The sequence below is a fragment of the Aequorivita aurantiaca genome (assembly GCF_030410135.1).
Taxonomy (GTDB): domain Bacteria; phylum Bacteroidota; class Bacteroidia; order Flavobacteriales; family Flavobacteriaceae; genus Aequorivita; species Aequorivita aurantiaca.
Window position 1 is genome coordinate 388,047 of the sequence record NZ_JAUGQQ010000001.1, and the last position, 21,927, is coordinate 409,973.

The window sequence follows — 21,927 nt, forward strand, 5'->3', positions numbered from 1 at the left end:
CCAATCTAGACCTTTCAGGTTACAAAAACCTGTGAGGTCTTTTTCATTATATTGCTTTACTTTTGCAACTCCTAAAAATATATTGCAAAGGAACAAATGACAGATTTTAAAAACAGTTTCCAAAAACTGAAAACCTATTGTGAAAATGAAGGTTTTAAAGGTTGGGATCCTTATGATGGCCTTAACAGCAAGCTTTTTAATGCCCTTCCATTAATTTCCAAAACTCGTTTTTTCAGACTTGCTTGGATTCAAGTATTTAAGAGAAGTCCGATTAATTTTAGAAGAATCACTTCCGTAGAAAAGGGTTATAATGCTAAGGGATTGGGACTTTTTATAACCGGCTATTGTAATCTTTATAAAAATGACCCTAAGCCCGAATACTTAGAAAAAATAATTCAACTGTCAGATCAAGTTATAAAAATGCAAACCAATGGCTATTCTGGAGCTTGTTGGGGGTATAACTTTGACTGGCAGGCTCGCGCTTTCTTTCAGCCTAAAGGGACGCCAACAGTTGTTGCAACTACATTCATTGCGGAAGCTTTATTGGGGGCGTATAAAATCACCCAAAACAAATACTATCTGGAAGTGGCAATAAGTGCAACACAATTTGTTCTAAAGGATTTAAATAGAACCTATGATGAAAATGGCAATTTTTCCTTTTCCTATTCACCTTTAGATCAAACCCAAGTTTTTAATGCTTCGTTGCTCGGTGCGAAACTATTGAGTATGGTTTATGAATTCACCCAAGAAGAAAACTTATTGATCGAAGCAAGAAAGGCGGTTCAATACGCCGCTGATTTTCAACAGGAAAATGGAGCATGGGCTTATGGTACATTGCCATATCATCAATGGGTAGATAACTTTCATACGGGCTATAATCTTGAGTGTATTTATACATATCAAAAAATTTCAGGCGATACTTCATTTCGAAAAAATATTGAAAAAGGTCTCGATTATTATCTAAAAACCTTTTTTACCGAAGAAGGAATTTCAAAATATTATAACAACTCAATTTTTCCTATTGATATTCACGCACCCGCACAATTGATAGTAACTTTGAGTAAATTGGAAGTCTTTAATGAAAACAAGGAATTAATTGATCGGGTTTTGAAATGGACCGTTGATAACATGCAAGCCGAAAATGGTTTTTTTCAATACCAAAAGAATAAACACTTCAATTCAAATATCCCATATATGCGGTGGGCTCAGGCTTGGATGTTTTATGCCTTTAGTTTCTACTTTCTAAAGAAATAGGATATAAGGCTTATATTTTCTTATCTTAAAATGATATGCACTATGTCATTCATTATTTAACAATAGTCTTTACATTCTCAGCATAATATTGGAAACTATAAAAATACACTTTTCAAAAAGGTTTGGTATGTAGTGATGAAACTGCTTCTGGTAGCTTTGTATTGGTCGAAGATCCTAATTTAGATATTGAAGATTTTAAATCGAAAAATACAGTTTTAGGTCCCGATCTAAAAATGGGACTATTAAAATTAAACTCATCACAGGCACTATCATAAATTGATGTTTATAACATTATTGGTCTATTAAAAAGGGTGAAACCTGTTTTTATAGTTATTTATTTAGAATTTTTACCTCTTGGTGGTTATAGATCCTATAGGCCATTAATCGTACAACATGACAACCTTGCGCCAGTATTGTTAATGGTATAATTTATATGGTCTTCCAGCATTATTTTATTTTTTAGGATAATTAAAAAGTACCGGGAGGATTTTTTACACAGTTCTCCTGTTGCCCATTTTAATTTTTTATATCAATATAGTTCAGAAGATGAAACAAACAATGAATGTAAAAGAGTTGAAGCTTCCTCAACACTTCTTGTATATTACAATATCTTCCTCTAAAAGTTCTCTATAAGATGGAATTATGGAGATATAGTTATCTTATAATTTTTTCAGCAATCAAATATCGTGGACGGTTCTTTACCTGTAAGAAAATCTTACCAATATATTCCCCAATTATTCCAATAGCAAAAGTTTGTATTCCCCCAAAAAACATTATAGTTGCGATGACGGAGAACCATCCTTGTATAACATTGCCCAATAAAAGCTGTATCAACGCCCAAGAAAAAAATAGGATTGATAGCAAAGTGGAGAATAAACCGGTTATCAAAATAAAACGCAAGGGTTTTACTGAAAAAGAGGTAATGCCATCCCCTGCAAAGGAAGCCATTTTTTTAAGCGGATACTTACTTTCCCCTTCTTCTCGCTTCAACCTTTTGTAATATACTAAGGCATACTCCAAACCAATTGCAGGAAATATTGCGCGTAAAAAGAGATGGGTTTCCTGGAAGTTAAGGAAGGAATTCAAGGCCTTATTATTTATTAATCTGAAATCAGCGTGATTTACTATGGTTTTAACCCCTAAAAATTCCATAAATGAATAAAACTTTTGAGCCGATTTACGTTTAAAAAAACTGTCTGATGAGCGGTCATCACGAACCCCATAAACAATATCACAACCCTGTTGATATTTTTCGAGCATGTCAATAATTACCCTAAAATCATCTTGTAGGTCCACATCTAGGGTAACATACGCATCAAACTGATTATTAAAGGTTTCCATACCCGCAAGAAGAGCCTTTTGGTGTCCAAAGTTATTTGAAAGTTTTATTGCATTTACCCTATAATCATCTAAACTAGATATGATTTTCCAAGTGTTATCTGAACTTCCATCATCTACAAAGCAAATTCTACTTTCCTTAGCAATATAATTGCCAGCTAAAAGTGAATCAAAGAAATCGAAGAATTTTTGAATTGAATTGGTCAATATTTTCTCTTCATTATAACAAGGAAATATGACTAATAATTTTGGTATATTTTGATTAACCATGATTGCCAATTTGAGTGTTTCAAAGATATAAGACTTTTCTCAGGGAGAATCAATATGATTCTTTTTGTTAAAACCTGTATAGCATTTATAAGCTTCAAGCCGATATATGGAATTGTTTTATATTTGCTGGCTCTTTATAAACTGATTTTGGACAAAAAAAGAATTGCAATCCTAAATACAACCATAGACAACCTCTCCATGCAAGAAACCCTTGCTCTGGTGCAGCAAAAAATACGGGATGGAGAACAGCTACACCACGTGGTTGTAAATGCAGGAAAAGTTGTAGCCATGCAAAAGGATATGGAACTTCGCCATAGTGTAAATCAATGCCACATTATCAATGCGGACGGACAAGCGGTTGTGTGGGCTTCTCGTTTCTTAGGAAAACCTTTGAAGGAACGTGTGGCTGGAATAGATTTGATGGCCAATCTTGTGGAAATGGCACATAAAAACAATAACAAAATCTTCCTTTTTGGCGCCAAGGAAGAAGTTGTAAAGGAAGTGGTTGAAAAATATTCTGAAAATTACAGCCCAGAAATTATAGCGGGATACCGCAACGGTTATTTCACACCTGCAGAAGAAGAAGAAATTGCAAAACAAATTGCTAACAGCGGAACACAAATGCTTTTCGTGGCAATATCTTCCCCAATCAAAGAAAATTTTCTTTACAAATATCGCGACCTCCTTAAAAATGTGAATCTCATTATGGGCGTTGGCGGCAGTTTTGATGTAGTTGCCGGAAAAACCAAACGTGCCCCTTCCTGGATGCAAAAGGCTGGCCTGGAATGGTTCTATCGTTTTGCCCAAGAACCAAGACGCATGTGGAAGCGCTATCTGGTTGGAAATTCCAAGTTTATCTATTTAGTTCTAAGGGAACGTTTTTCTCATTAGGGTATAAGTGCCTCGACCTGAAAATAAGTCCCATCAGCGCACCCCTTATCATTACTATTTCAATCTAACATTCAACCATCTGATAATCCAACCATCTAAAAATCCAAAATCCTTTTCTCACAGATACTCAATAGCAAAGCCATAGCAAAGCCATAGCAAAGTCATTAAAACGTAAGAAAATCGCTCTTTTTTCTTACAAAATTAATTTCTCTTTAATTTGGTTCAAACTCTTCTAAAATAAGGCGTTCGAATTATTTACAAATATTGACGAATGGCCAGATATTGTATTATTCTAAATCTCTAGCTATCTCACCCTAAAATCTCCTTGCTATAATCTGATATCTCATAAGAGTTTTTTATCTTCCCCTGAAATTTATTAAACAAATCCTAATCCATGAGGATACTGCTTGCCGCCATATATCCCTATGCTTTTTTGTTGCTTTATCTAATAATTCCTTTTGATAATTACATCCGGGCCCTCCCGAATATTCTTTTGGCAATTTTACTGGTTGCTTTTCCATTTATCGTAAAAAAGGAAGATTTCAAAAAATTAAAACCGCTTCCCATTGCTATTTTCCTAATATTTTTTGTTTATCTCTGTGCAGATTCATTACTTAGCGGGCGATTGCCGGAAGACTTCTACATAATTAAGAAAGTGTTGATAGCGGTTGGCCTCGCTATTCTTTATATCCCCGTTGCCGATGTAAAAAAAATAAACAGTGCAATCATATTTTCTTCACTGGCGGCAATCATCTTTACGGTTTACAATTTTGTGCTTATTACTGACCAGGTCGGAAATTTTGCGTTGGGTGATTCTCCGCAAGTTATCGAGTCATTATTGATTGATAGGCTGTATCTCGGTTTGTTGAGTACTCTCAGCATACTCATTTCCGTTCAGGCCATCAATAAAAAGTACCATCCCAACAATAACTATTATTTAGCAAATATTTTGGTGAATGCCCTATTCATTATTCTCATTGCTTCAAAAATAGCGGTCATTTCGCTATTTGCCCTCCTGTTGCTAAGGCAATTCTACGGACAACGTCGTTGGGGTAAAACAATACTGGCTAGTATAGCGATAGTGGCCGTGTTGGGGCTTTTCTATGTTCTTAAAAACGAAGGTAAGATTCACTCCAGCCAACGAGCGGATAGTAGTAATGCCCACACTTTTATTGAAAATTCAATGACCTATGAATTAAGGGCAGTAGTATGGTCATGTGCCCAAAAAATAATAAGTACTGAGGGATTCAGCATGACGGGTATGGGTTTTGGGACAACCAAGGATAAACTCGTTTCCTGTTATCAAACTAACATTTCAAATCCGTTGAAAAAGGAAAGGTTTGTCCAAGAACGCTACAACACGCACAATCAATTTTTAGATTTTTACTTAAGTGCCGGCTTCATAGCATTGCTACTTTTTTTGGCATTTATCGTTTTCACATTTATTACAAACCGAAAACGGTTTTTTCCAACCGCAATATTGGCAACATTGTTAATGTATTGTTTGGTTGAAAATCTATTTCACAGACAGATTGGCGCATATTATATTGGGTTCATTTTAATTGTATTAATGACAAGCGCCAGGGCCCCACAAAACAACAGTATAAAAAAGTTATAAAAAGATTTGCAAATTGTACTTTTGCGCTTGAAAAAATTAAAGGGAAACATTTTCAGCCTTTGTTATATAGGAAAAGATAGATGAAAATTTCAGTAATAGGAACGGGATATGTAGGATTGGTAACAGGAACCTGTTTGGCCGAAACAGGAAATGAGGTGATCTGCGTGGATATAGACAAGGCGAAAGTTGAAAAAATGCGTAACGGCGAAGTACCCATCTATGAACCGCATCTAGACGTTATTTTTGAAAGAAACATAAAGGCAAATCGTTTGCGTTTCACCACCTCCCTTGAGGAAGGGCTTGACCATGGCGAAATAATTTTTCTTGCCCTGCCAACGCCCGAGGACGAGGACGGCTCTGCAGATTTATCCTATGTTTTAAACGTTTCCGAAGAAATCGGTAAAAAAATAAAAGGCTATAAAGTAATCGTGGATAAAAGCACCGTACCGGTGGGTACAGCAGAAAAAGTCCAAGAAATAATTGCAAAAAATGCTACCTGTGAATTTGATGTGGTCTCAAATCCTGAGTTTTTAAGAGAAGGTTTTGCGGTAGACGATTTTTTAAAGCCCGAGCGCATCATCGTGGGCTCAAGCAGCGAAAAGGCTACCGATTTAATGAAAAAACTATACGCACCGTTCGTGCGCTCCGGCAATCCAATAATCGTAATGGATGAAAAGTCGGCTGAACTTACTAAATATGCCGCAAACTCATTCCTAGCCACGAAAATTACCTTTATGAACGAAATAGCCAACTATTGTGAAAAGGTTGGCGCTGATGTTGACTTGGTTCGGGCAGGTATGGGTAGCGATAGCCGAATTGGCAAACGCTTTCTTTTCCCTGGAATTGGTTATGGCGGCTCTTGCTTTCCGAAGGATGTAAAAGCTCTTCGAAAGGCTGGAAAGGACAGGGATTACGATTTCAAGATTTTGAGTTCGGTAATCGAGATAAATTCCGCCCAAAAAACAATTCTACTTCCAAAAATAGAAGAATATTTCAACAACAATTTATACGGAAAAACAATAGCCGTTTGGGGATTGGCCTTTAAACCGGAAACGGATGACATTCGCGAGGCCCCATCAATTGATATGATGGAAGGACTGCTGTCCAAAGGAGCCAAACTTCAGGTTTTTGATCCTGAGGCAATTCCGAATATTCAAAAACGTTTTGGTGATAAATTGATTTATGCAGAATCCATGTACGCTGCCACTGAAAATGCCGACGCACTATTAATCTGTACCGAATGGAGCATATTCCGAACTCCAGATTATGAAAAGCTAAAAAAACAGTTGATAAATCCAGTGGTTTTCGATGGAAGAAATTTATACAATGTAAATGATATGGAAGCGGAGGGATTTACCTATGTTTCTGTGGGTAGAAAGTCAGTAAACTTATGAAACAGCGTGTTTTAATAACAGGTGCGGCTGGTTTTTTAGGTTCCCACCTCTGCGATAAATTTATAGCCGAAGATTTCCATGTAATTGCAATGGACAACCTCATTACGGGCGATCTTAAAAATATTGCCCATCTTTTTAAATTGGAATCCTTTGAATTCTATCATCACGACGTAACAAAATTTGTGCACGTTCCGGGAAAAGTAGATTATATTCTACATTTCGCCTCGCCTGCAAGTCCCATTGATTATTTAAAGATTCCCATTCAAACATTGAAAGTGGGTTCGTTGGGGACACACAATTTGTTGGGCCTCGCACGGGAAAAAAATGCACGCATCCTTATTGCCTCCACTTCGGAAGTATACGGCGATCCATTGGTGCATCCGCAAACGGAGGAATATTATGGCAATGTAAACACCATCGGGCCACGAGGGGTTTACGATGAAGCCAAACGTTTTCAAGAATCCATTACTATGGCCTATCATCGGTTCCACGGTTTGGAAACCCGAATTGCGCGAATCTTTAACACTTATGGACCAAGAATGCGGCTTAATGATGGCCGTGTTATACCCGCATTTATAGGGCAATCCCTTCGTGGCGAAGATTTAACCGTGTTTGGCGATGGCTTGCAAACCCGCTCCTTTTGTTATGTAGACGATGAGGTTGAAGGCTTGTATCGCTTGTTGCTCAGCGATTATCCATTGCCCATAAACATTGGTAATCCGGAGGAAATAACCATCCTCGATTTTGCAAATGAAATATTAAAACTAACCGGGACAGAGCAAAAAATAGTTTTCAAACCACTGCCACAAGATGACCCATTGCAGCGGGAACCAGATATAGCAAAAGCCAAGGAAATATTGGGCTGGGAACCAAAGGTTTCAAGACAGGAAGGAATGAAAAAAACTTTTGATTATTTTAAAAATCTTTCAAAAGAAGAGCTGTTTAAAAGTGAACACAAAGATTTTTCAAAACACAATAGATAAAAATGTTTAAAAGCGGAAGATATTCTGGTTGGTTGCGGCCCATTTCTTATGGAGTGGACCTCTTCTTTATCCATTATATTGCTTTTAAATTCTTTGGCTCACATTTTCCTTATTTTAACTATCTAGTCTTTTTGACCGTTGCGTGGCTGGTGCTCTCATTGCGTTCGGGTTTTTACGAAATCTACCGCTTCACCCATCTTTCAAAAATAATGTCATTGGTCGGGAAGCAGGGAGTTATTTTTATTTTGATCGTTTTTTCTTTTTTCGGTTTTTACAATGAATTGCCCACTTCTGCCTCAACCATATTTAAATATATTTTTTGGGTGATGCTCTGCATTTCTATAGTGAAACTGGGTATTTTCTTCCTTCTTAAAAAATATAGACTCCACCTTGGCGGAAATGTCCGAAAGGTGGTAATTATTGGGTTGAACCAAAAGACGGACCAGCTTCGTAAATTTTTCACCCACAATCCTGTTTACGGTTATAAACTCTATAAAACATTTGATCTAAAGGGCCCCGAAAAGGTTTCGATAGAAGCTTGTATGGATTATATTCTGAAAAATGACATTGATGAAGTCTATTCCTCCGTTGCGGAAATTGGGAACAAAGATCTAATTAAACTGATGGATTTTGTAGACAATAATCTAAAAATCCTAAAGTTCCTTCCCGACAATAAAGAAATTTATAGCAAGAAATTGGATTTTACGTATTATGGCGTTCTTCCCATCCTTTCCATGCGGAAAATCCCGATGGACGAACCTTTGAATAAATTTTTAAAGCGCAGCTTTGACGTGCTTCTTTCCTTGTTTGTTATTATTGGGCTTCTTTCTTGGTTAACGCCTTTACTTGGCCTGTTAATAAAGCTCGAATCAAACGGCCCCGTCTTCTTTAAGCAAAAGAGAAATGGCCTCGATTATAAGGAATTTTATTGCTATAAGTTTCGTTCGATGAAGCCGAACCCGATGGCGCATTTGGAACAGATAAAAAAAGGTGACGAACGCGTAACCAGAGTAGGAAGGATTATCCGTAAAACAAGTATTGACGAACTGCCGCAGTTCATAAACGTACTCAAGGGGGAGATGAGTGTCGTGGGTCCGCGCCCCCATATGGTTAGCCACACTCATATGTATGCTGAAAGAATTGACAAATTTATGGTGCGCCATTTTATCAAGCCTGGCATAACCGGGTTAGCCCAAGTAAGCGGTTTCCGAGGCGAAGTGGAAAGCGAGAGCCATATCATAAAAAGAGTTAAGTACGATATTTTCTATCTTGAAAACTGGAGTCTTTTTCTCGACATAAAAATTGTATTCCAAACCATTTACAATGCCCTTCGCGGTGAGGAAAAAGCATATTAAACATTTTCTATTGAAGTTATTAATGCCGCAAACTGCTTCTTAAAGTTAAAAGTGTGCATTGAATTTTGACTGACAGTTGCTTTTGGAAATCGTGTCAATTCCAATTCAGATATATTGTTTATAAAATCCTGTAAAGCCTCAAAATCGTTTACGGGAATAACCCATCCCAAGGATTCCGTTTTCACTATCTCGCCACCTTCCCCCCCAGCAAAGTAAAGTATTGGTATTCCCAAGCGGGAATATTCAAAAATTTTTGATGGAACGGAACCGTAGATTCTTTTGACCAACGGCACAAAAGCAATATCATATTTTTGAAGCTCAATGTGTAACCTTTCCCTCTCAAATTCCCCATAAAAGAAAATATTATTTTTTTGAAAAACTTTAAATTTTTCAGCTTCCGGTCCCGCACCGTAAATATGGAGACTTACACTTTTTGGGAAGGATAACCTTTGGCAGATTCCCAACAGTCCCTGTGCCATACCCAACAAGCCGGCGTAAACTATCTTTATTTCTGCGAATGGCGACCTTTCCCCTAAAGAATAAACTTCAAAATCTGGAATGTTTCGATATAAAAACAAAGCTTTTTCATTTTCGATATTCGATATATGTTGCAGAATTTCTTCCGATTGCCCCAGAATCAAATCTGCATTTCTATAACAGAACTTTTCCATTTTCTGTAATAGGTTATAATATGTTCCTTCCTGTAGAAGCCCCATTTCCAGTCCGGCCAATGGCCAAAGATCTGAAACGTTCAGAATTATTTTTTTCGATAAAACACGTCCTATCCACACCGCCGTAAATCCTACAAAAACAGGGGAATATTGAATAACTACTTTTTTGGGAGTTTTGGCAAAAAGGAAGTATAAAATCAAACTAAAGGAAAAGGAAACCATAGCCAATAACCTTACAAATTTATTTGCGGAATTGCTGGGCCATATCCACAGTCGTTTTATTTTTCCGAAAGATGCAGATTCAACAGCTGAAAGTTTACCCCTATATTCCCGAAAAACTTGCCCCGTGGGGTAATTGGGCAAAGGGCAAACAACTGTCACATTAAAACCGGCAGCGCCCATGGCTTCCGCCAGACTGGAAATACGATTGGCTGCTGCGCCCTTTTCAGGAGGGAAATAGTTGCTTATTATAAGAATTTCCTTTTGCACGTTTTGTGTGATTAATTTTCAACCAACGAAACAAACTGTTTCAATTTCCCACTTTCACTTCTATCCAATTGTACTTTTCGTTGGAATTTAAAAGTCAATCCTGGCTCCAAAAATTGCTCAAGAGTTTTTAAAATAACAGTCTTTTTTTCTTCCGTCAATTCTTCCAAACTCACATAATTGATTTCGAAAGTATCAATCTCTGTTTGAACCACTTTAAATTCCTGTATGTTTCCGCTCTCCTCCATTATCTTTTTGGTAATTACGTAAAAGGTCATTCCAGCAGCTTTCTTTCCGCTTGGCAGTATTGCGAAGTCATTTGTTCTCCCAACCAAGGTTTTAAGAATAGGTTTTTTAAAAGTGCTTCCTTCGCTTAAAGCGCCGTAATCGCCAATTTCATAACGGATAAATGTATGCGCTTTGTTGTGAAGTGAAGTTATCACAATTCGCCCTTTTTCTCCCAATGGAAGTGGCTTATCCGCTTGGTCCAAAATTTCAACAAATAGCGTTTTGGAATCTACCTGCCATTCTCCCTGAGGATTTGTAAAGGCAATGACCCCGGCTTCCGAGCAGCCATACTCGTTTACAATTGGAACTCCCAATTGGTTTTCAAGCAGTTTTTTGTCATCCTCAAATAGCATTTCAGAAGTAACAATGCACACCTTCAACGTTGGGCAGACATTTTTTAAAATTATATTTTTTCCCTTCAAATATTTCGCAAACAGTACAATACTGCTGGTGTACCCGTTTATATACTCAAAAGGTCTTTGTTTGTATATATTCAACATTCCATCCAGTGCCTTTTCCGAAAGATCATTTATTGAAAACCGATACCTTTTTGCTAAAAAATCTTTTAAGCGAACCGTTTTATTCTCCACCGAATCCAAAGGAATTCCGTAATAACGTGCCTGCAATGAGCTGTTGAAGTCAATGCCGTACCAGCCAAACCTTTCCATATGGTACGCCCAGGTAATGGCGTGGCTAAACTTATCTTTTGCAAACCGAATGGGATTTCCGCTTGAGCCCGAAGTTTTGTTGGTATAAATATTTTTATCTGAAAATCCTTTTGAAAGCCTTTCCCTCAACGGAATTTGGAAATCCTGTTTTGTCAAAATTGGAAGCGATTCCCAATCTGAAAAACCATTCGTCACTTTATTTTTATAAAACGGATTATTCCTTAAATGATACGCGACGATCTCGGTTTTTTTAGAATTCAAAAATGCCTCATAATCTGCGTCTTTTACTTCGGAAATTTGCCGCAATTCCTCCTTGGCTTCTTTTATGGGGAAGCGTTTTAAAAACAGTGAAAAATCGAAAAGTCTCAAAAGATAGTTTTTAATTTAAAATGAATCCCATAATGGCCAAAAGCCAAATTCGCATTAAATAAATTAGCGGTTCAAGGTACAAACAATTATTTTTGACTCCGAAAACAAAACATTCCAATCTTCCTCCAAGGTTGTCATAACTTATATAGATTTAAATAATTTAACTATGAATATCCTCATCCTAGGTTCCGGCGGTCGCGAGCATACATTTGCCTATAAAATTGCTCAGAGCAATCGCTGCGAAAAACTTTTTGTGGCCCCCGGAAATGCCGGTACTGCTTCCATCGCAACAAATGTGGAACTAAAGGTAACCGATTTTGAAGCGGTGAAGAAATGCGTTTTGGAAAACCTAATCGCTATGGTTATCGTCGGTCCCGAGGATCCCTTGGTCCACGGAATTGCCGATTATTTTTCAGATGATGCCGAATTGCAAAAGGTGATGCTAATTGGCCCTTCAAAACGTGGCGCATTGCTGGAAGGCAGCAAACAGCGCGCAAAGGAATTTATGGTGCTGCACAACATTCCCACCGCCGCCTATGAAACTTTTACGGCGAAATCCTTGGAAGCGGGAAAAATATTTTTGGAAAACCTGAAACCGCCCTACGTTTTAAAAGCGGATGGTCTTGCCGCCGGAAAAGGCGTTTTGATTTTAAACGATTTGAACGAGGCAAAACAAGAACTTGAAAATATGCTCGCCCACAGCAAGTTTGGCGAGGCAAGTTCCAAAGTAGTGATTGAGGAATTTTTGGACGGCATTGAACTCAGCGTTTTTGTGCTTACCGATGGCAAAAATTATAAAATCCTTCCCACGGCGAAAGATTACAAACGAATTGGGGAAGGCGATACCGGTCTAAATACTGGCGGAATGGGCGCCATCTCCCCAGTACCATTTGCCGATGAGGTTTTGATGGAAAAAATTGAAGAACGAATTGTAAAACCAACGGTAAAAGGTCTTTCCAAAGAAAAAATTGATTACAAAGGTTTTATTTTCATAGGCTTGATAAAAGTGGGCAACGAGCCCTACGTAATTGAATACAACGTACGCATGGGCGATCCGGAAACCGAAGTGGTGTTGCCCAGAATTAAAACGGATTTGGTGGATGTATTGGAAGCCACCTACCACCAAAAGTTGAATTCACTTTCAATTGAAATTGACCAAAGGGCTGCTGCCACGGTCATGCTAGTTTCCGGCGGATATCCCGAAGATTACGAAAAAGGAAAGGAAATTTCTGGATTGGAAAATGTGGAAGGATCACTAGTTTTTCACGCGGGTACAAAAACTGAAAATGGAAGAATCTTAAGCAATGGAGGGCGTGTTTTGGCGGTCACATCTTTGGATGATGATTTCAGAAAGGCACTAAAAAAATCCTATCAAAATATAGAAAAACTATCTTTTGACAGGATGAAGTATCGTAGTGATATTGGTTTTGACCTTTAAGCTATTTTGGATTTTCGTTGTAAGTATAAGTGCTCTCTTCGTTTTCATCAAATTTTTTCAATTGGATCATCCAATAAACGAAAGCAACCGACCCGATAATCAAAAATACCCAAGAGAAAAAATTGGCAAGCCACCAACTGTCCAATTCTAGGCTTCTTAAAGCATCATACGGGATAAACAGAACATTTTCAAAAAGGAAGGCGATTCCTTCCCAAATACCTTTCCAAGTCATATCTTTAATCTTTAGCCCACAAAAATATAAAATAACCACCTATGCTTACAAGCTTTTTTGGAAAATCTAGCCCGGTAAATTATTTGATTCTCGGTGTTTTTATTGTGGTTGGTTATCTTTTTGGTTCCATCTCGGGTTCTTCATTAGTAATTACACCCTATCTCCTCTTTGTTCATGGCGCTTTCATTTTGCTTAGTGTATTGATGCTGTTGCTCTTGGATTTTATAATTCGTAAAAATCATTTAACGAAGTCGAACACCTTCGCCATTTTCTTTTTTACCTGCTTTATTTCCATGTTACCGGTTATCTTTCTTCAGCACAACATTCTTTTGGCAAATGCTTTTCTAATATTGGCCCTGCGCCGGATTATGAGCCTGCGGAGCGATAGAAATTCATCAAAAAAAATTCTAGATGCAAGTGTTTGGATAACGATTGCTTCATTATTCTATTTCTGGAGTCTTTTGTTTTTTGTTCCATTGTGGTTCGCCATTATTCAAAAACCAAATTCCAACTATAAACAGATGTTGATTCCGTTTACGGGATTTTTGGCTATTTTTATGATGAATACAGCCTATCAACTTTTGATGTCAAATTCATTTGACTGGTTTTTTAACTGGAATAAACCCATAAGCTTTGACTTTTCAAAATACAATGCCGCGTCGGTATTAGTGCCTGCAACTGTAATTCTAGGTTTTTACATTTGGACCGGCGCCTATCGGATTATAAGGCTGTCCGCAGTATCTCTTAAGGAAAAATCCAATTATCTTTTAATGCTTTACCTGAGCATAACCAGTTTATTGGTGGCGCTGTTCGGGCCCCAAAAAACAGGCGCCGAATTACTTTTTGTCTTAGCACCCGTCTCCATTATTGCTGCCAATTATATTGAAGGTTTTGATACGGACCGATTTATGGAAAAAGACATGTCGGAATTTTGGTTTAAGGAAATTATGCTTTGGCTAATATTAATTTTACCCTTCGTATTTTTGTTTTTATGAGCCTACCGAATCTTTCAGAAATTGAACAAGAGTTAAAAAAGCGCCATCAATATCCGTATAAATGGTTTCAAAAGCAGAATGATTTATGGGACAATCGCACCAATTTTATATATAGCACGCCCTATTGGGAAGCGCTAATTCCCCAAATTGCCAACTTGGTAAAAACCCATAATTTTAACAAACAGCATATTTTTCAATATGCCGCAAACCGATGGTACAACTTCTGGAGCGCACAGGCCGTGGAACAGATTTTTGCAGAAATGGAAAACGTTGAAACACTTGCAGACCGAAAGGATTCCGAAAAGGATTTCTACCTATTTGGAATTCCCTTTGACCATAAAACTTCGGTGTTTCCTAGGCAATTTAATAAAAGGTTTGAATATGCCCAAACACACAAAGCTGAATTGATTACCTGGCTTTACGAAAATCAAAGCTCCCAAAAGCGGCATCATTCCAAAAACCGCCTTTTCATTGTGGTATATAATCACAACGGTGAACATTGGAAAATGAAGGCTGAAATTTCATTGCTGAAAAAAGCCATTAAGAAGTATGTGCAATCTTTCGATGAAGAACTATTATCAACCTTTACTTTTGCCGAAAATCAAATAACTTTGAGCGACATAATCTGGGTTTCAGAATGAATTACATTGGCAGCAAACATAAACTCTCTAACTTCATTTTTACAGCGGTGGCCAAAACCTGCGGAAATGGACTTTCACAAAAAATATTTTGCGACCTTTTTGCAGGAACCGGAATTGTGGGACGAAACTTTAAACCCCACGTCAAACAAGTAATCGCAAACGATGTTGAATATTATAGTTTTGTGCTGAACCGAAATTACATCGGCAATCACGTTTCTTTTGATTATGAAGATTTCTTAAAAGAATTGAATGCCCTTAGCGGAAAAAAGGGTTTCATCTTTCAGAATTATTCTCAAAGCGGAAAAGCTGGACGAAATTATTTCACCTCAGAAAATGGGCAGAAAATAGATGCCATCCGACTTCAAATTGAGCATTGGAAAAATGCTTCAACAATTACTGAAGACCAATATTTCTTTTTACTCGCTTCCCTTTTGGAGAGCGCCGATAAAGTTGCCAACACCGCTTCGGTTTATGGTGCATATTTAAAGCACGTAAAAGCTTCCGCGGCAAAAACATTGGTCATTAAACCCGCCATTTTTCAAACAACGGAAAATTCCCATCGGGTTTTTCAGCAAGACAGTAACGAATTGATAAAGAAAATTGAAGGTGACATCCTCTATTTGGACCCGCCTTACAATGCGCGCCAATACGGCGCCAACTACCATTTGTTAAATACTATCGCAAAATATGATACCTTTGTGCCACAGGGGAAAACCGGGCTGCGCGATTATTATAAAAGTGATTGGTGTCGCAAGGGTGAAGTGTTAAAAAGTTTTGGGGAATTGATTGAAAATGCCCAATTTCAGTACATCTTCCTGAGTTATAACAACGAAGGATTAATGGATCAAATGGAAGTGCAAACGATCATGGAACGTTTTGGAAATTACACTTTGGAAACAAAGAAATACCAAAGATTTAAAGCCGACAAAACCGAAAACCGAAACCACAAAGCCTCGGAAACTTTTGAATATTTGCACATTTTAGAAAAATTTTGAATAATAATAGCGTCACCTATTCCCCATTGTAGGGAGCAAGGGGGATGTTTACGAATAAAAAATAAAAGTATGTTCTCAGACAAAGCAAATAAAATCTTCGCAGAAGTAATTGAAAAATACCACGAAATCAACACCGTGGACCAATCCTTCGGCAATCCGTATGATAACGAAAGCAATTTAATTGAACATTTGCTTTACCGAAAATGCTGGATAGATACGGTGCAGTGGCATTATGAGGATATAATTCGCGACCCAAATATTGACCCAGTTGCCGCTTTAAAATTGAAACGCCAAATTGATGCTTCGAACCAAGATAGGACCGATATGGTTGAGTACATCGATAGCTATTTTCTCGAAAAATTTAAGGATGTAAAAGTAAGTGAAGAGGCAACCATAAACACCGAAAGTCCGGCGTGGGGCATTGACCGCCTTTCCATTTTGGCGTTAAAAGTTTTTCATATGAATGAAGAGGCAAACCGCACCGATGCTTCGCAGGAACACCAAATGGCTTGCCAAGCGAAACTTGATATTCTGTTGGAACAACGGGTGGATTTAAGTACCGCCATCAACCAATTGCTTGATGATATTGCGCACGGCAGAAAATATATGAAAGTATACAAGCAAATGAAAATGTACAATGACGATGAGTTAAATCCAGTTCTTCGCGGAAATAAAGCTCCTTAACCAACCCTAATGGGACAATTTCACAATGCCCAAAATTAATCACATATTAGTAATTCGCCTTTCCGCAATGGGCGATGTCGCTATGGCGGTGCCAGTGCTTCGGGTTTTTTCACAAACCTATCCCGATGTAAAAATCACAGTACTTTCGCGCCCGTTTTTCAAACCTTTATTTGAAGGAATTCCCAACATCAATTTTTTGGAAGCCGATTTGAAAGGAAGGCACAAACGCTTCGGGATTATTAAATTGGCAAATGAGGCGAAGGATTTGGGAATTGATGCTGTTGCTGATCTTCACAATGTTATCCGTTCCAAAATAATTACGAATTATCTGAAATTTAAAGATGTGAAAATCGCCACTGTCGATAAGGGGAGAGCCGAAAAGAAAGCATTGGTTTCTGCTAAGGGCGGGGCGATTACCCAATTAAAAACCACCCATCAGCGCTATGCCGAGGTGTTTGGAAAACTCGGTTTTCCCATAAATTTAAAGGAACATATCGCGCCAGCGAAGAAAAAATTGTCACCCAAACTTAACGCACTTTTGGGGGTTGAAAACAAAAAACTTATCGGCATCGCTCCTTTTGCTGCCCATCAGAGCAAAATGTATCCTCTCGCTTTAATGGCCGAGGTAATCCGTGAACTTGACAGAACTGAAAAATACCGAATCTTCCTCTTCGGTGGGGGGAAAAAGGAACTGGAGCTACTTAAAAAACTTGAGCATCCATTCGCAAACGTATTGAATGTTGCCGGAAAACTCACTTTTGAGGAAGAGCTCACCCTGATTTCGAATCTGGATTTAATGTTTTCCATGGACAGTGGCAACGGGCATCTGGCTGCAATATTTGGCGTTCCCGTACTTACGCTTTGGGGCGTGACGCATCCTTTTGCGGGTTTTGCACCTTTTAATCAGCCGGAAACCAACCAGCTACTTTCTAACCGCGAAAAGTTTCCGCTAATTCCTACTTCAATTTACGGGAATAAATTTCCCAGCGGTTATGAGGAAGTTATGAAGACTATTGCTCCTGAAACTGTAGTGCATAAAATTCGGGAACTTACTTACACATCATCATAATCCACAACAACCGTCGGCGTCGTGGGGTGCGCTTGACAGGTAAGTATCAATCCATCGGCAATTTCCGCTTCGGTAAGGATTTGGTTTTTGCGCATTTCAGCCTTTCCTTCTTTTAAGCGGGCGATGCATGTACTGCAAATTCCGCCCTGGCATGAATATGGTGGATCTAAACCTTCGTCCAATGCAGCTTCAAGAATGCTTTTGGTCTGCGGCATTTCAAACGTTTCCTCGTCATTGTCCAGAATAACTCTTACGGTTGTGTTGCCATCGTGTTTTTCAACCAAAAGCCCTTTTTCCGCTGTGGAAAATAATTCGTGGTGTACTTGTTTTGAATTGATGCCGTTGTGTTTCAAAGTTGCTGAAACTTCGTCAATCATTTCTTCTGGGCCGCATAAGTAGAACGCTTCAAAGGTAGTTTCGGCATATTTATTCTTTAGGAAAAAATTTACCATGGCACGGTCAATTCTTCCAAATCTGGCATTCTCCTCTTCCTTTCTGCTGAACACAAATTCGGCAAAAAACCGTTTGGGAAATTGTTTTTGAAGTTCTAGAATATCGTTGTAAAACATGGTTTCCGCAATATTCTGATTCCCATAAACCAACAAGAATTTACTTTGGGGCATATCTTCCAAAGTAGATTTTATCAAAGAAAGCACCGGCGTTATGCCACTTCCGGCGGCAAAGGCGGCATAATTTTTCAGATTTGGTTCAAGTATGAACTTTCCCGTGGGGGGCATCACTCGTAACGTATCGCCAGCTTTTAATTGATTATTGGCATACATTGAAAAAGCGCCCTTGTCCACTTTTTTTACTCCTACTTTCAAAATACCACTTTTGGGGGAGGAACAGATGGAATAGGCGCGGCGAATTTCCTTACCGCCGTCTAGATATTTTATGGTAATGTATTGTCCCGCCTTGAAGGCAAAGGTATTTTTTAAATTTTCGGGAAGGTCAAAACTGATGGAAACCGAATTGGGGGTTTCACTTTTTACTTCGGAAACGGTAAGCGTATGAAACTCGCTCATAATCTTAAATTTTTTTCGCAAAAATACAAAGGAATTCAGGGAAACAAAGTTTTATGGGCTTTTAATGCGTTCCAATTTTTCAGTATTTCAATTAGTAGATATTAAAAAGAAGTGTATTTTTACCGCTCTTTAGCGATTCTACATACTAAAAAAGAACCTTTTAAGTTACAATACTATATAAACTGAAACCATTTTGAAAGGCATATATAAAATTACCCTATTCACACTCGCTGTTGTTTTTTTGGCAGCCTGTTCCCGCAAAAAAAATACCTTTTTAAACAGAAATGTCCACGCCGTAACAACGGAATTTAATACCCTTTACAACGGCGATTTGGCCTTTGAGGATGGCAAGGAACAATTGGCTTATGGCTTTCGCGATAATTTCTGGGAAATTCTTCCGGTAGAGCGTATCAATATTGAGGAAGCTGATGCAAAAGCTCCCAACAACTCCAAAAATGCCGATTTTAATCGTGCTGAGGAAAAGGCCGCAAAGGCCATACAAAAACATAGCATGTATATCGACGGAAAGGAATATAATCCGCAGATTGACGAGGCGTATATGCTTTTGGGAAAGGCGCGATATTATGACGGTCGTTTTATTCCCGCGATGGATGCTTTCAATTTTATTCTGGACCGATATCCCACAAGTAACAACATCAATGTAGCAAAGGTTTGGAAGGCAAAAACAAATATTCGTTTAAAGAATGAGGAATTTGCCATTGAAAATCTTAAGAAAATGTTTGAGACCGCAGAATTAACTGAAGAAGAACTAGCCGATGGCTCAGCAATGATGGCGCAAGCATTTATCAATCTGGATTCGCTGCCCCCTGCTCTCGATTATATTAAAATTGCCGAAGAAAATGTAAAGGATAAAGAACTTAAAGGAAGATACACCTTTATAAAAGGCCAACTTTACAATCGCCTGGGCGAGAGAGACAGTGCCAACATTGCCTTTGATGAGGTTATAGCTATGAACCGCAAAACTTCGCGTACGTATTTGATTAGCGCATATTTGGAGAAGGGAAAAAATTTCGATTATGATAAGGGAGACCGTACTGCCTTTCTGGAATTGTTGCAGGATCTTGAAGCAAACCGTGAGAACCGTCCATTTTTGGACAGAATCTATAATCAATTTGGAGATTACTATCTGAATAGCGACAGTACCGAAACAGCGATTAAATATTATAACAAATCAATTAAAGCCTTTAAACAGGATAGAGTCCTTCAATCCGTGAATTACCAAACGTTGGCGGAAATAACTTTCAACAATGCCGAATATAAAAATGCCGGAGCGTATTATGACAGTACCTTAACCTTTTTAGAGGATAACAGCCGTCAATGGCGACGGATAACCAAAAAACGTGAAAATCTGGACGATGTTATAAAATATGAGGACATAGCAGCCACCAACGATAGCATTCTTAGAATAGCAAATATGACGGAGGCTGAGCAGTTGGCTTTTTTTACCAATTACACTTCAAGACTGAAAGAACAGGCCGTAAAGGATTCTTTGGAAGCCATTAAAGTGGAGCAAAAAATTGCCAACAAGGAATTTTATGAAAAAAGCACCGCTTCCGGCCCTAACAAAGGAAACAGCACTTTCTATTTTTACAATTCCTCCACGGTGGCCTACGGAAAAGGGGAATTCAGAAAAGTTTGGGGAGACCGAAAACTAGAGGATAATTGGAGACTTTCGAACAAACAAACCTCCTTAATAAATTCTGATGAACAAGCGGTGGCAATAACCCCAATAGCCACAAACGAGTTGTTCAAGCCGGAAACTTATATTGCGCGTATCCCGACGGACGAAAAGGTTATTGACAGTTTAGCCAAGGACAGAAATTTTGCGTATTATCAACTGGGATTGATTTACAAAGAAAAATTTAAAGAATATAATCTTGCTGCCAACAGGCTGGAAACATTGCTAACATACAATCCGGAAGAACGTTTGATTGTTCCCGCGAAATACAATTTGGTTAAGATTTATGAAGTTTTGGAAAATCCTTCCGAAGCCACTAAATACAAAAATGATATTTTGAATAATCATGGGGACACGCGTTACGCTGAAATTCTGCGCAATCCGAATTCACAATTGCCCACGGATGAGTCGAGTCCCGAATTTAAGTACAAAGAACTCTACAAGGAATTTGAAGCCGCCAAATATGCCGAAGTTATCCAAAAAGCTGAGGACTATATGATGGTGTATAATGGTAACGATATTGTGCCCAAATTCGAATTGCTAAAAGCAACCGCTATTGGCCGCCAACAAGGTTTTGAGGCATATAAAAAAGCATTGAACTTTGTTTCTTTGAATTATCCAAGTACTGAGGAAGGCAAACAGGCACAGTTAATATACAGCAATGTATTGCCTGTGGTTGCAGTGAAGGAATTTGTGCCTGATGAAAAGTCCGATAGTTGGAAACTGGTTTATAAATTCACAAAGGAAGAGGACGAAGCAGCTCAAAAATTGAAAGATCTTTTGGACAAGGCCATAGCGGACTACTATTACACCGATATGCAAACCTCGATAGATTATTATGATCCACAAAACCAATTGGTAATTGTTCATGGTTTAAAAACCAAACTTGGTGCCCGCGGCTTCGGTGAGGTTTTAAAGGAAAATAAGAAATATCTGATCAAAAATCCATTCTTTGAAATTTCCTCTCCAAATTACAAAATCATCCAAATCCATAAAAACCTGGATGAATATTTACAGAAGGAAGTAGTCCAGCAATAGTCCCATCAACAAAACGAATAACAGAATAGTAACCTTAAACCCCACTGCTATGTTTTCAGAAAAAAAGGAAAAGAAAATAACCGCCGAGCCAGGATCTGCCCAAAATCGAATTAACGAAGGCACAAATTTAAAGGGAGACATTACCTCCACAGGCTTTTTCAGAATAGATGGCACTGTTGAAGGCAATGTAAAAACTCCATCAAAAGTAGTTTTGGGAAAAACCGGGGTTATTATTGGTACACTTTCCTGTGAAAACGCGGATATTGAAGGAAGGTTTGAAGGCAATCTTCAAGTTTCTGGCACATTATCCCTTAAATCCACAGCCGTGATAGATGGTGATGTAATTGTCGGTAAACTAGCTGTGGAAACAGGTGCCACGATGAATGCCTCCTGCGTGATGCACAGTGGTACCTTCAAAAGCAATTCCGAAAAGGATCAAACCCACCTGGACAACACAAAACCTCATCCTTATGACCGTCAGCAGCGAGTTAAAAAAATAACCAGCCAACCCGAAACCGAATAATCA

Annotated in this window: 19 protein-coding genes; 14 read left to right on the forward strand and 5 right to left on the reverse strand. The window is 38.3% G+C overall.

The window, feature by feature from the left end; translation table 11 throughout:
• Window positions 1–96: 96 nt before the first annotated feature.
• Window positions 97–1,254 carry a delta-aminolevulinic acid dehydratase gene (locus tag QRD02_RS01830; protein ID WP_290253186.1) on the forward strand — a complete coding sequence of 386 codons (1,158 nt, stop codon included), beginning with the start codon at window positions 97–99 and terminating at the stop codon, window positions 1,252–1,254.
• 654 nt (window positions 1,255–1,908) lie between these two features.
• Here the strand turns inward: QRD02_RS01830 and QRD02_RS01835 are convergent.
• On the reverse strand, window positions 1,909–2,862 hold the full coding sequence (locus QRD02_RS01835; protein ID WP_290253188.1) for a glycosyltransferase family 2 protein: 954 nt from the start codon (window positions 2,860–2,862) through the stop codon (window positions 1,909–1,911).
• 54 nt (window positions 2,863–2,916) lie between these two features.
• Between QRD02_RS01835 and QRD02_RS01840 the strand changes: the two genes are divergently transcribed.
• From QRD02_RS01840 to QRD02_RS01860, 5 genes are all read left to right on the forward strand, one after another.
• On the forward strand, window positions 2,917–3,753 hold the full coding sequence (locus tag QRD02_RS01840) for a WecB/TagA/CpsF family glycosyltransferase (protein WP_290253190.1): 837 nt from the start codon (window positions 2,917–2,919) through the stop codon (window positions 3,751–3,753).
• Between the two features lie 394 nt (window positions 3,754–4,147).
• Complete coding sequence (locus QRD02_RS01845; RefSeq protein WP_290253191.1) at window positions 4,148–5,371, forward strand: O-antigen ligase family protein; 1,224 nt, start codon at window positions 4,148–4,150, stop codon at window positions 5,369–5,371.
• Between the two features lie 80 nt (window positions 5,372–5,451).
• Complete coding sequence (locus QRD02_RS01850) at window positions 5,452–6,765, forward strand: UDP-glucose dehydrogenase family protein (RefSeq protein ID WP_290253192.1); 1,314 nt, start codon at window positions 5,452–5,454, stop codon at window positions 6,763–6,765.
• Window positions 6,762–7,748: a UDP-glucuronic acid decarboxylase family protein gene (locus tag QRD02_RS01855; protein ID WP_290253193.1), complete on the forward strand. Its 987-nt coding sequence runs from the start codon at window positions 6,762–6,764 to the stop codon at window positions 7,746–7,748. The genes QRD02_RS01850 and QRD02_RS01855 overlap by 4 nt, the downstream gene beginning before the upstream one ends.
• A gap of 2 nt (window positions 7,749–7,750) precedes the next feature.
• Window positions 7,751–9,103 (forward strand): exopolysaccharide biosynthesis polyprenyl glycosylphosphotransferase, encoded by a 1,353-nt coding sequence (locus tag QRD02_RS01860; RefSeq protein WP_290253194.1) that lies wholly within the window; start codon window positions 7,751–7,753, stop codon window positions 9,101–9,103.
• Here QRD02_RS01860 and QRD02_RS01865 read toward each other — a convergent pair.
• Entirely contained in the window at window positions 9,100–10,263 is a 1,164-nt protein-coding gene (locus QRD02_RS01865; RefSeq protein ID WP_290253195.1) for a glycosyltransferase family 4 protein, read from the reverse strand. The two genes, QRD02_RS01860 and QRD02_RS01865, sit on opposite strands and share 4 nt — an antisense overlap.
• A gap of 11 nt (window positions 10,264–10,274) precedes the next feature.
• Entirely contained in the window at window positions 10,275–11,585 is a 1,311-nt protein-coding gene (locus QRD02_RS01870; RefSeq protein ID WP_290253196.1) for a phenylacetate--CoA ligase family protein, read from the reverse strand.
• Window positions 11,586–11,751: 166 nt separating this feature from the next.
• Between QRD02_RS01870 and purD the strand changes: the two genes are divergently transcribed.
• Window positions 11,752–13,023 (forward strand): phosphoribosylamine--glycine ligase, encoded by a 1,272-nt coding sequence (gene purD, locus QRD02_RS01875; RefSeq protein WP_290253197.1) that lies wholly within the window; start codon window positions 11,752–11,754, stop codon window positions 13,021–13,023.
• 1 nt (window position 13,024) lies between these two features.
• Here the strand turns inward: purD and QRD02_RS01880 are convergent, their stop codons facing one another.
• On the reverse strand, window positions 13,025–13,255 hold the full coding sequence (locus QRD02_RS01880) for a DUF6341 family protein (RefSeq protein ID WP_290253198.1): 231 nt from the start codon (window positions 13,253–13,255) through the stop codon (window positions 13,025–13,027).
• 41 nt (window positions 13,256–13,296) lie between these two features.
• Here QRD02_RS01880 and QRD02_RS01885 point away from each other — a divergent pair, with 41 nt between their 5' ends.
• The 5 genes from QRD02_RS01885 (at window position 13,297) to QRD02_RS01905 (ending at window position 17,639) form a co-directional block, all read left to right on the forward strand.
• Complete coding sequence (locus QRD02_RS01885; protein WP_290253199.1) at window positions 13,297–14,250, forward strand: DUF6427 family protein; 954 nt, start codon at window positions 13,297–13,299, stop codon at window positions 14,248–14,250.
• Window positions 14,247–14,891, forward strand: a complete 645-nt coding sequence (locus QRD02_RS01890; protein ID WP_290253200.1) for a hypothetical protein — start codon at window positions 14,247–14,249, stop codon at window positions 14,889–14,891. The genes QRD02_RS01885 and QRD02_RS01890 overlap by 4 nt, the downstream gene beginning before the upstream one ends.
• Entirely contained in the window at window positions 14,888–15,886 is a 999-nt protein-coding gene (locus QRD02_RS01895) for a DNA adenine methylase (RefSeq protein ID WP_290253201.1), read from the forward strand. Before QRD02_RS01890 ends, QRD02_RS01895 begins: the two co-directional genes overlap by 4 nt.
• Window positions 15,887–15,955: 69 nt before the next feature.
• Window positions 15,956–16,570: a DUF4254 domain-containing protein gene (locus QRD02_RS01900; RefSeq protein WP_290253202.1), complete on the forward strand. Its 615-nt coding sequence runs from the start codon at window positions 15,956–15,958 to the stop codon at window positions 16,568–16,570.
• A gap of 25 nt (window positions 16,571–16,595) precedes the next feature.
• Entirely contained in the window at window positions 16,596–17,639 is a 1,044-nt protein-coding gene (locus QRD02_RS01905) for a glycosyltransferase family 9 protein (RefSeq protein WP_290253203.1), read from the forward strand.
• Here the strand turns inward: QRD02_RS01905 and QRD02_RS01910 are convergent.
• A complete protein-coding gene (locus QRD02_RS01910; protein WP_290253204.1) occupies window positions 17,624–18,664 on the reverse strand; it encodes a ferredoxin--NADP reductase in 1,041 nt (346 codons plus the stop codon). The genes QRD02_RS01905 and QRD02_RS01910 overlap by 16 nt on opposite strands.
• 193 nt (window positions 18,665–18,857) lie before the next feature.
• Here QRD02_RS01910 and porW point away from each other — a divergent pair, with 193 nt between their 5' ends.
• Both porW and QRD02_RS01920 read left to right on the forward strand, forming a co-directional pair.
• Window positions 18,858–21,401, forward strand: coding sequence for a type IX secretion system periplasmic lipoprotein PorW/SprE (gene porW, locus QRD02_RS01915; protein WP_290253205.1), 2,544 nt, complete (start codon window positions 18,858–18,860; stop codon window positions 21,399–21,401).
• 49 nt (window positions 21,402–21,450) lie between these two features.
• Window positions 21,451–21,924 (forward strand): bactofilin family protein, encoded by a 474-nt coding sequence (locus tag QRD02_RS01920; protein WP_290253206.1) that lies wholly within the window; start codon window positions 21,451–21,453, stop codon window positions 21,922–21,924.
• The last annotated feature ends 3 nt before the right edge of the window (window positions 21,925–21,927 follow it).

Coding starts and splice junctions, on each gene's coding strand:
- QRD02_RS01830 (WP_290253186.1), top strand. CDS start 97: ATGACAGATTTTAAAAACAGTTTCCAAAAACTGAAAACCTATTGTGAA.
- QRD02_RS01835 (WP_290253188.1), bottom strand. CDS start 2,862: ATGGTTAATCAAAATATACCAAAATTATTAGTCATATTTCCTTGTTAT.
- QRD02_RS01840 (WP_290253190.1), top strand. CDS start 2,917: ATGATTCTTTTTGTTAAAACCTGTATAGCATTTATAAGCTTCAAGCCG.
- QRD02_RS01845 (WP_290253191.1), top strand. CDS start 4,148: ATGAGGATACTGCTTGCCGCCATATATCCCTATGCTTTTTTGTTGCTT.
- QRD02_RS01850 (WP_290253192.1), top strand. CDS start 5,452: ATGAAAATTTCAGTAATAGGAACGGGATATGTAGGATTGGTAACAGGA.
- QRD02_RS01855 (WP_290253193.1), top strand. CDS start 6,762: ATGAAACAGCGTGTTTTAATAACAGGTGCGGCTGGTTTTTTAGGTTCC.
- QRD02_RS01860 (WP_290253194.1), top strand. CDS start 7,751: ATGTTTAAAAGCGGAAGATATTCTGGTTGGTTGCGGCCCATTTCTTAT.
- purD (WP_290253197.1), top strand. CDS start 11,752: ATGAATATCCTCATCCTAGGTTCCGGCGGTCGCGAGCATACATTTGCC.
- QRD02_RS01880 (WP_290253198.1), bottom strand. CDS start 13,255: ATGACTTGGAAAGGTATTTGGGAAGGAATCGCCTTCCTTTTTGAAAAT.
- QRD02_RS01885 (WP_290253199.1), top strand. CDS start 13,297: ATGCTTACAAGCTTTTTTGGAAAATCTAGCCCGGTAAATTATTTGATT.
- QRD02_RS01890 (WP_290253200.1), top strand. CDS start 14,247: ATGAGCCTACCGAATCTTTCAGAAATTGAACAAGAGTTAAAAAAGCGC.
- QRD02_RS01895 (WP_290253201.1), top strand. CDS start 14,888: ATGAATTACATTGGCAGCAAACATAAACTCTCTAACTTCATTTTTACA.
- QRD02_RS01900 (WP_290253202.1), top strand. CDS start 15,956: ATGTTCTCAGACAAAGCAAATAAAATCTTCGCAGAAGTAATTGAAAAA.
- QRD02_RS01905 (WP_290253203.1), top strand. CDS start 16,596: ATGCCCAAAATTAATCACATATTAGTAATTCGCCTTTCCGCAATGGGC.
- QRD02_RS01910 (WP_290253204.1), bottom strand. CDS start 18,664: ATGAGCGAGTTTCATACGCTTACCGTTTCCGAAGTAAAAAGTGAAACC.
- QRD02_RS01920 (WP_290253206.1), top strand. CDS start 21,451: ATGTTTTCAGAAAAAAAGGAAAAGAAAATAACCGCCGAGCCAGGATCT.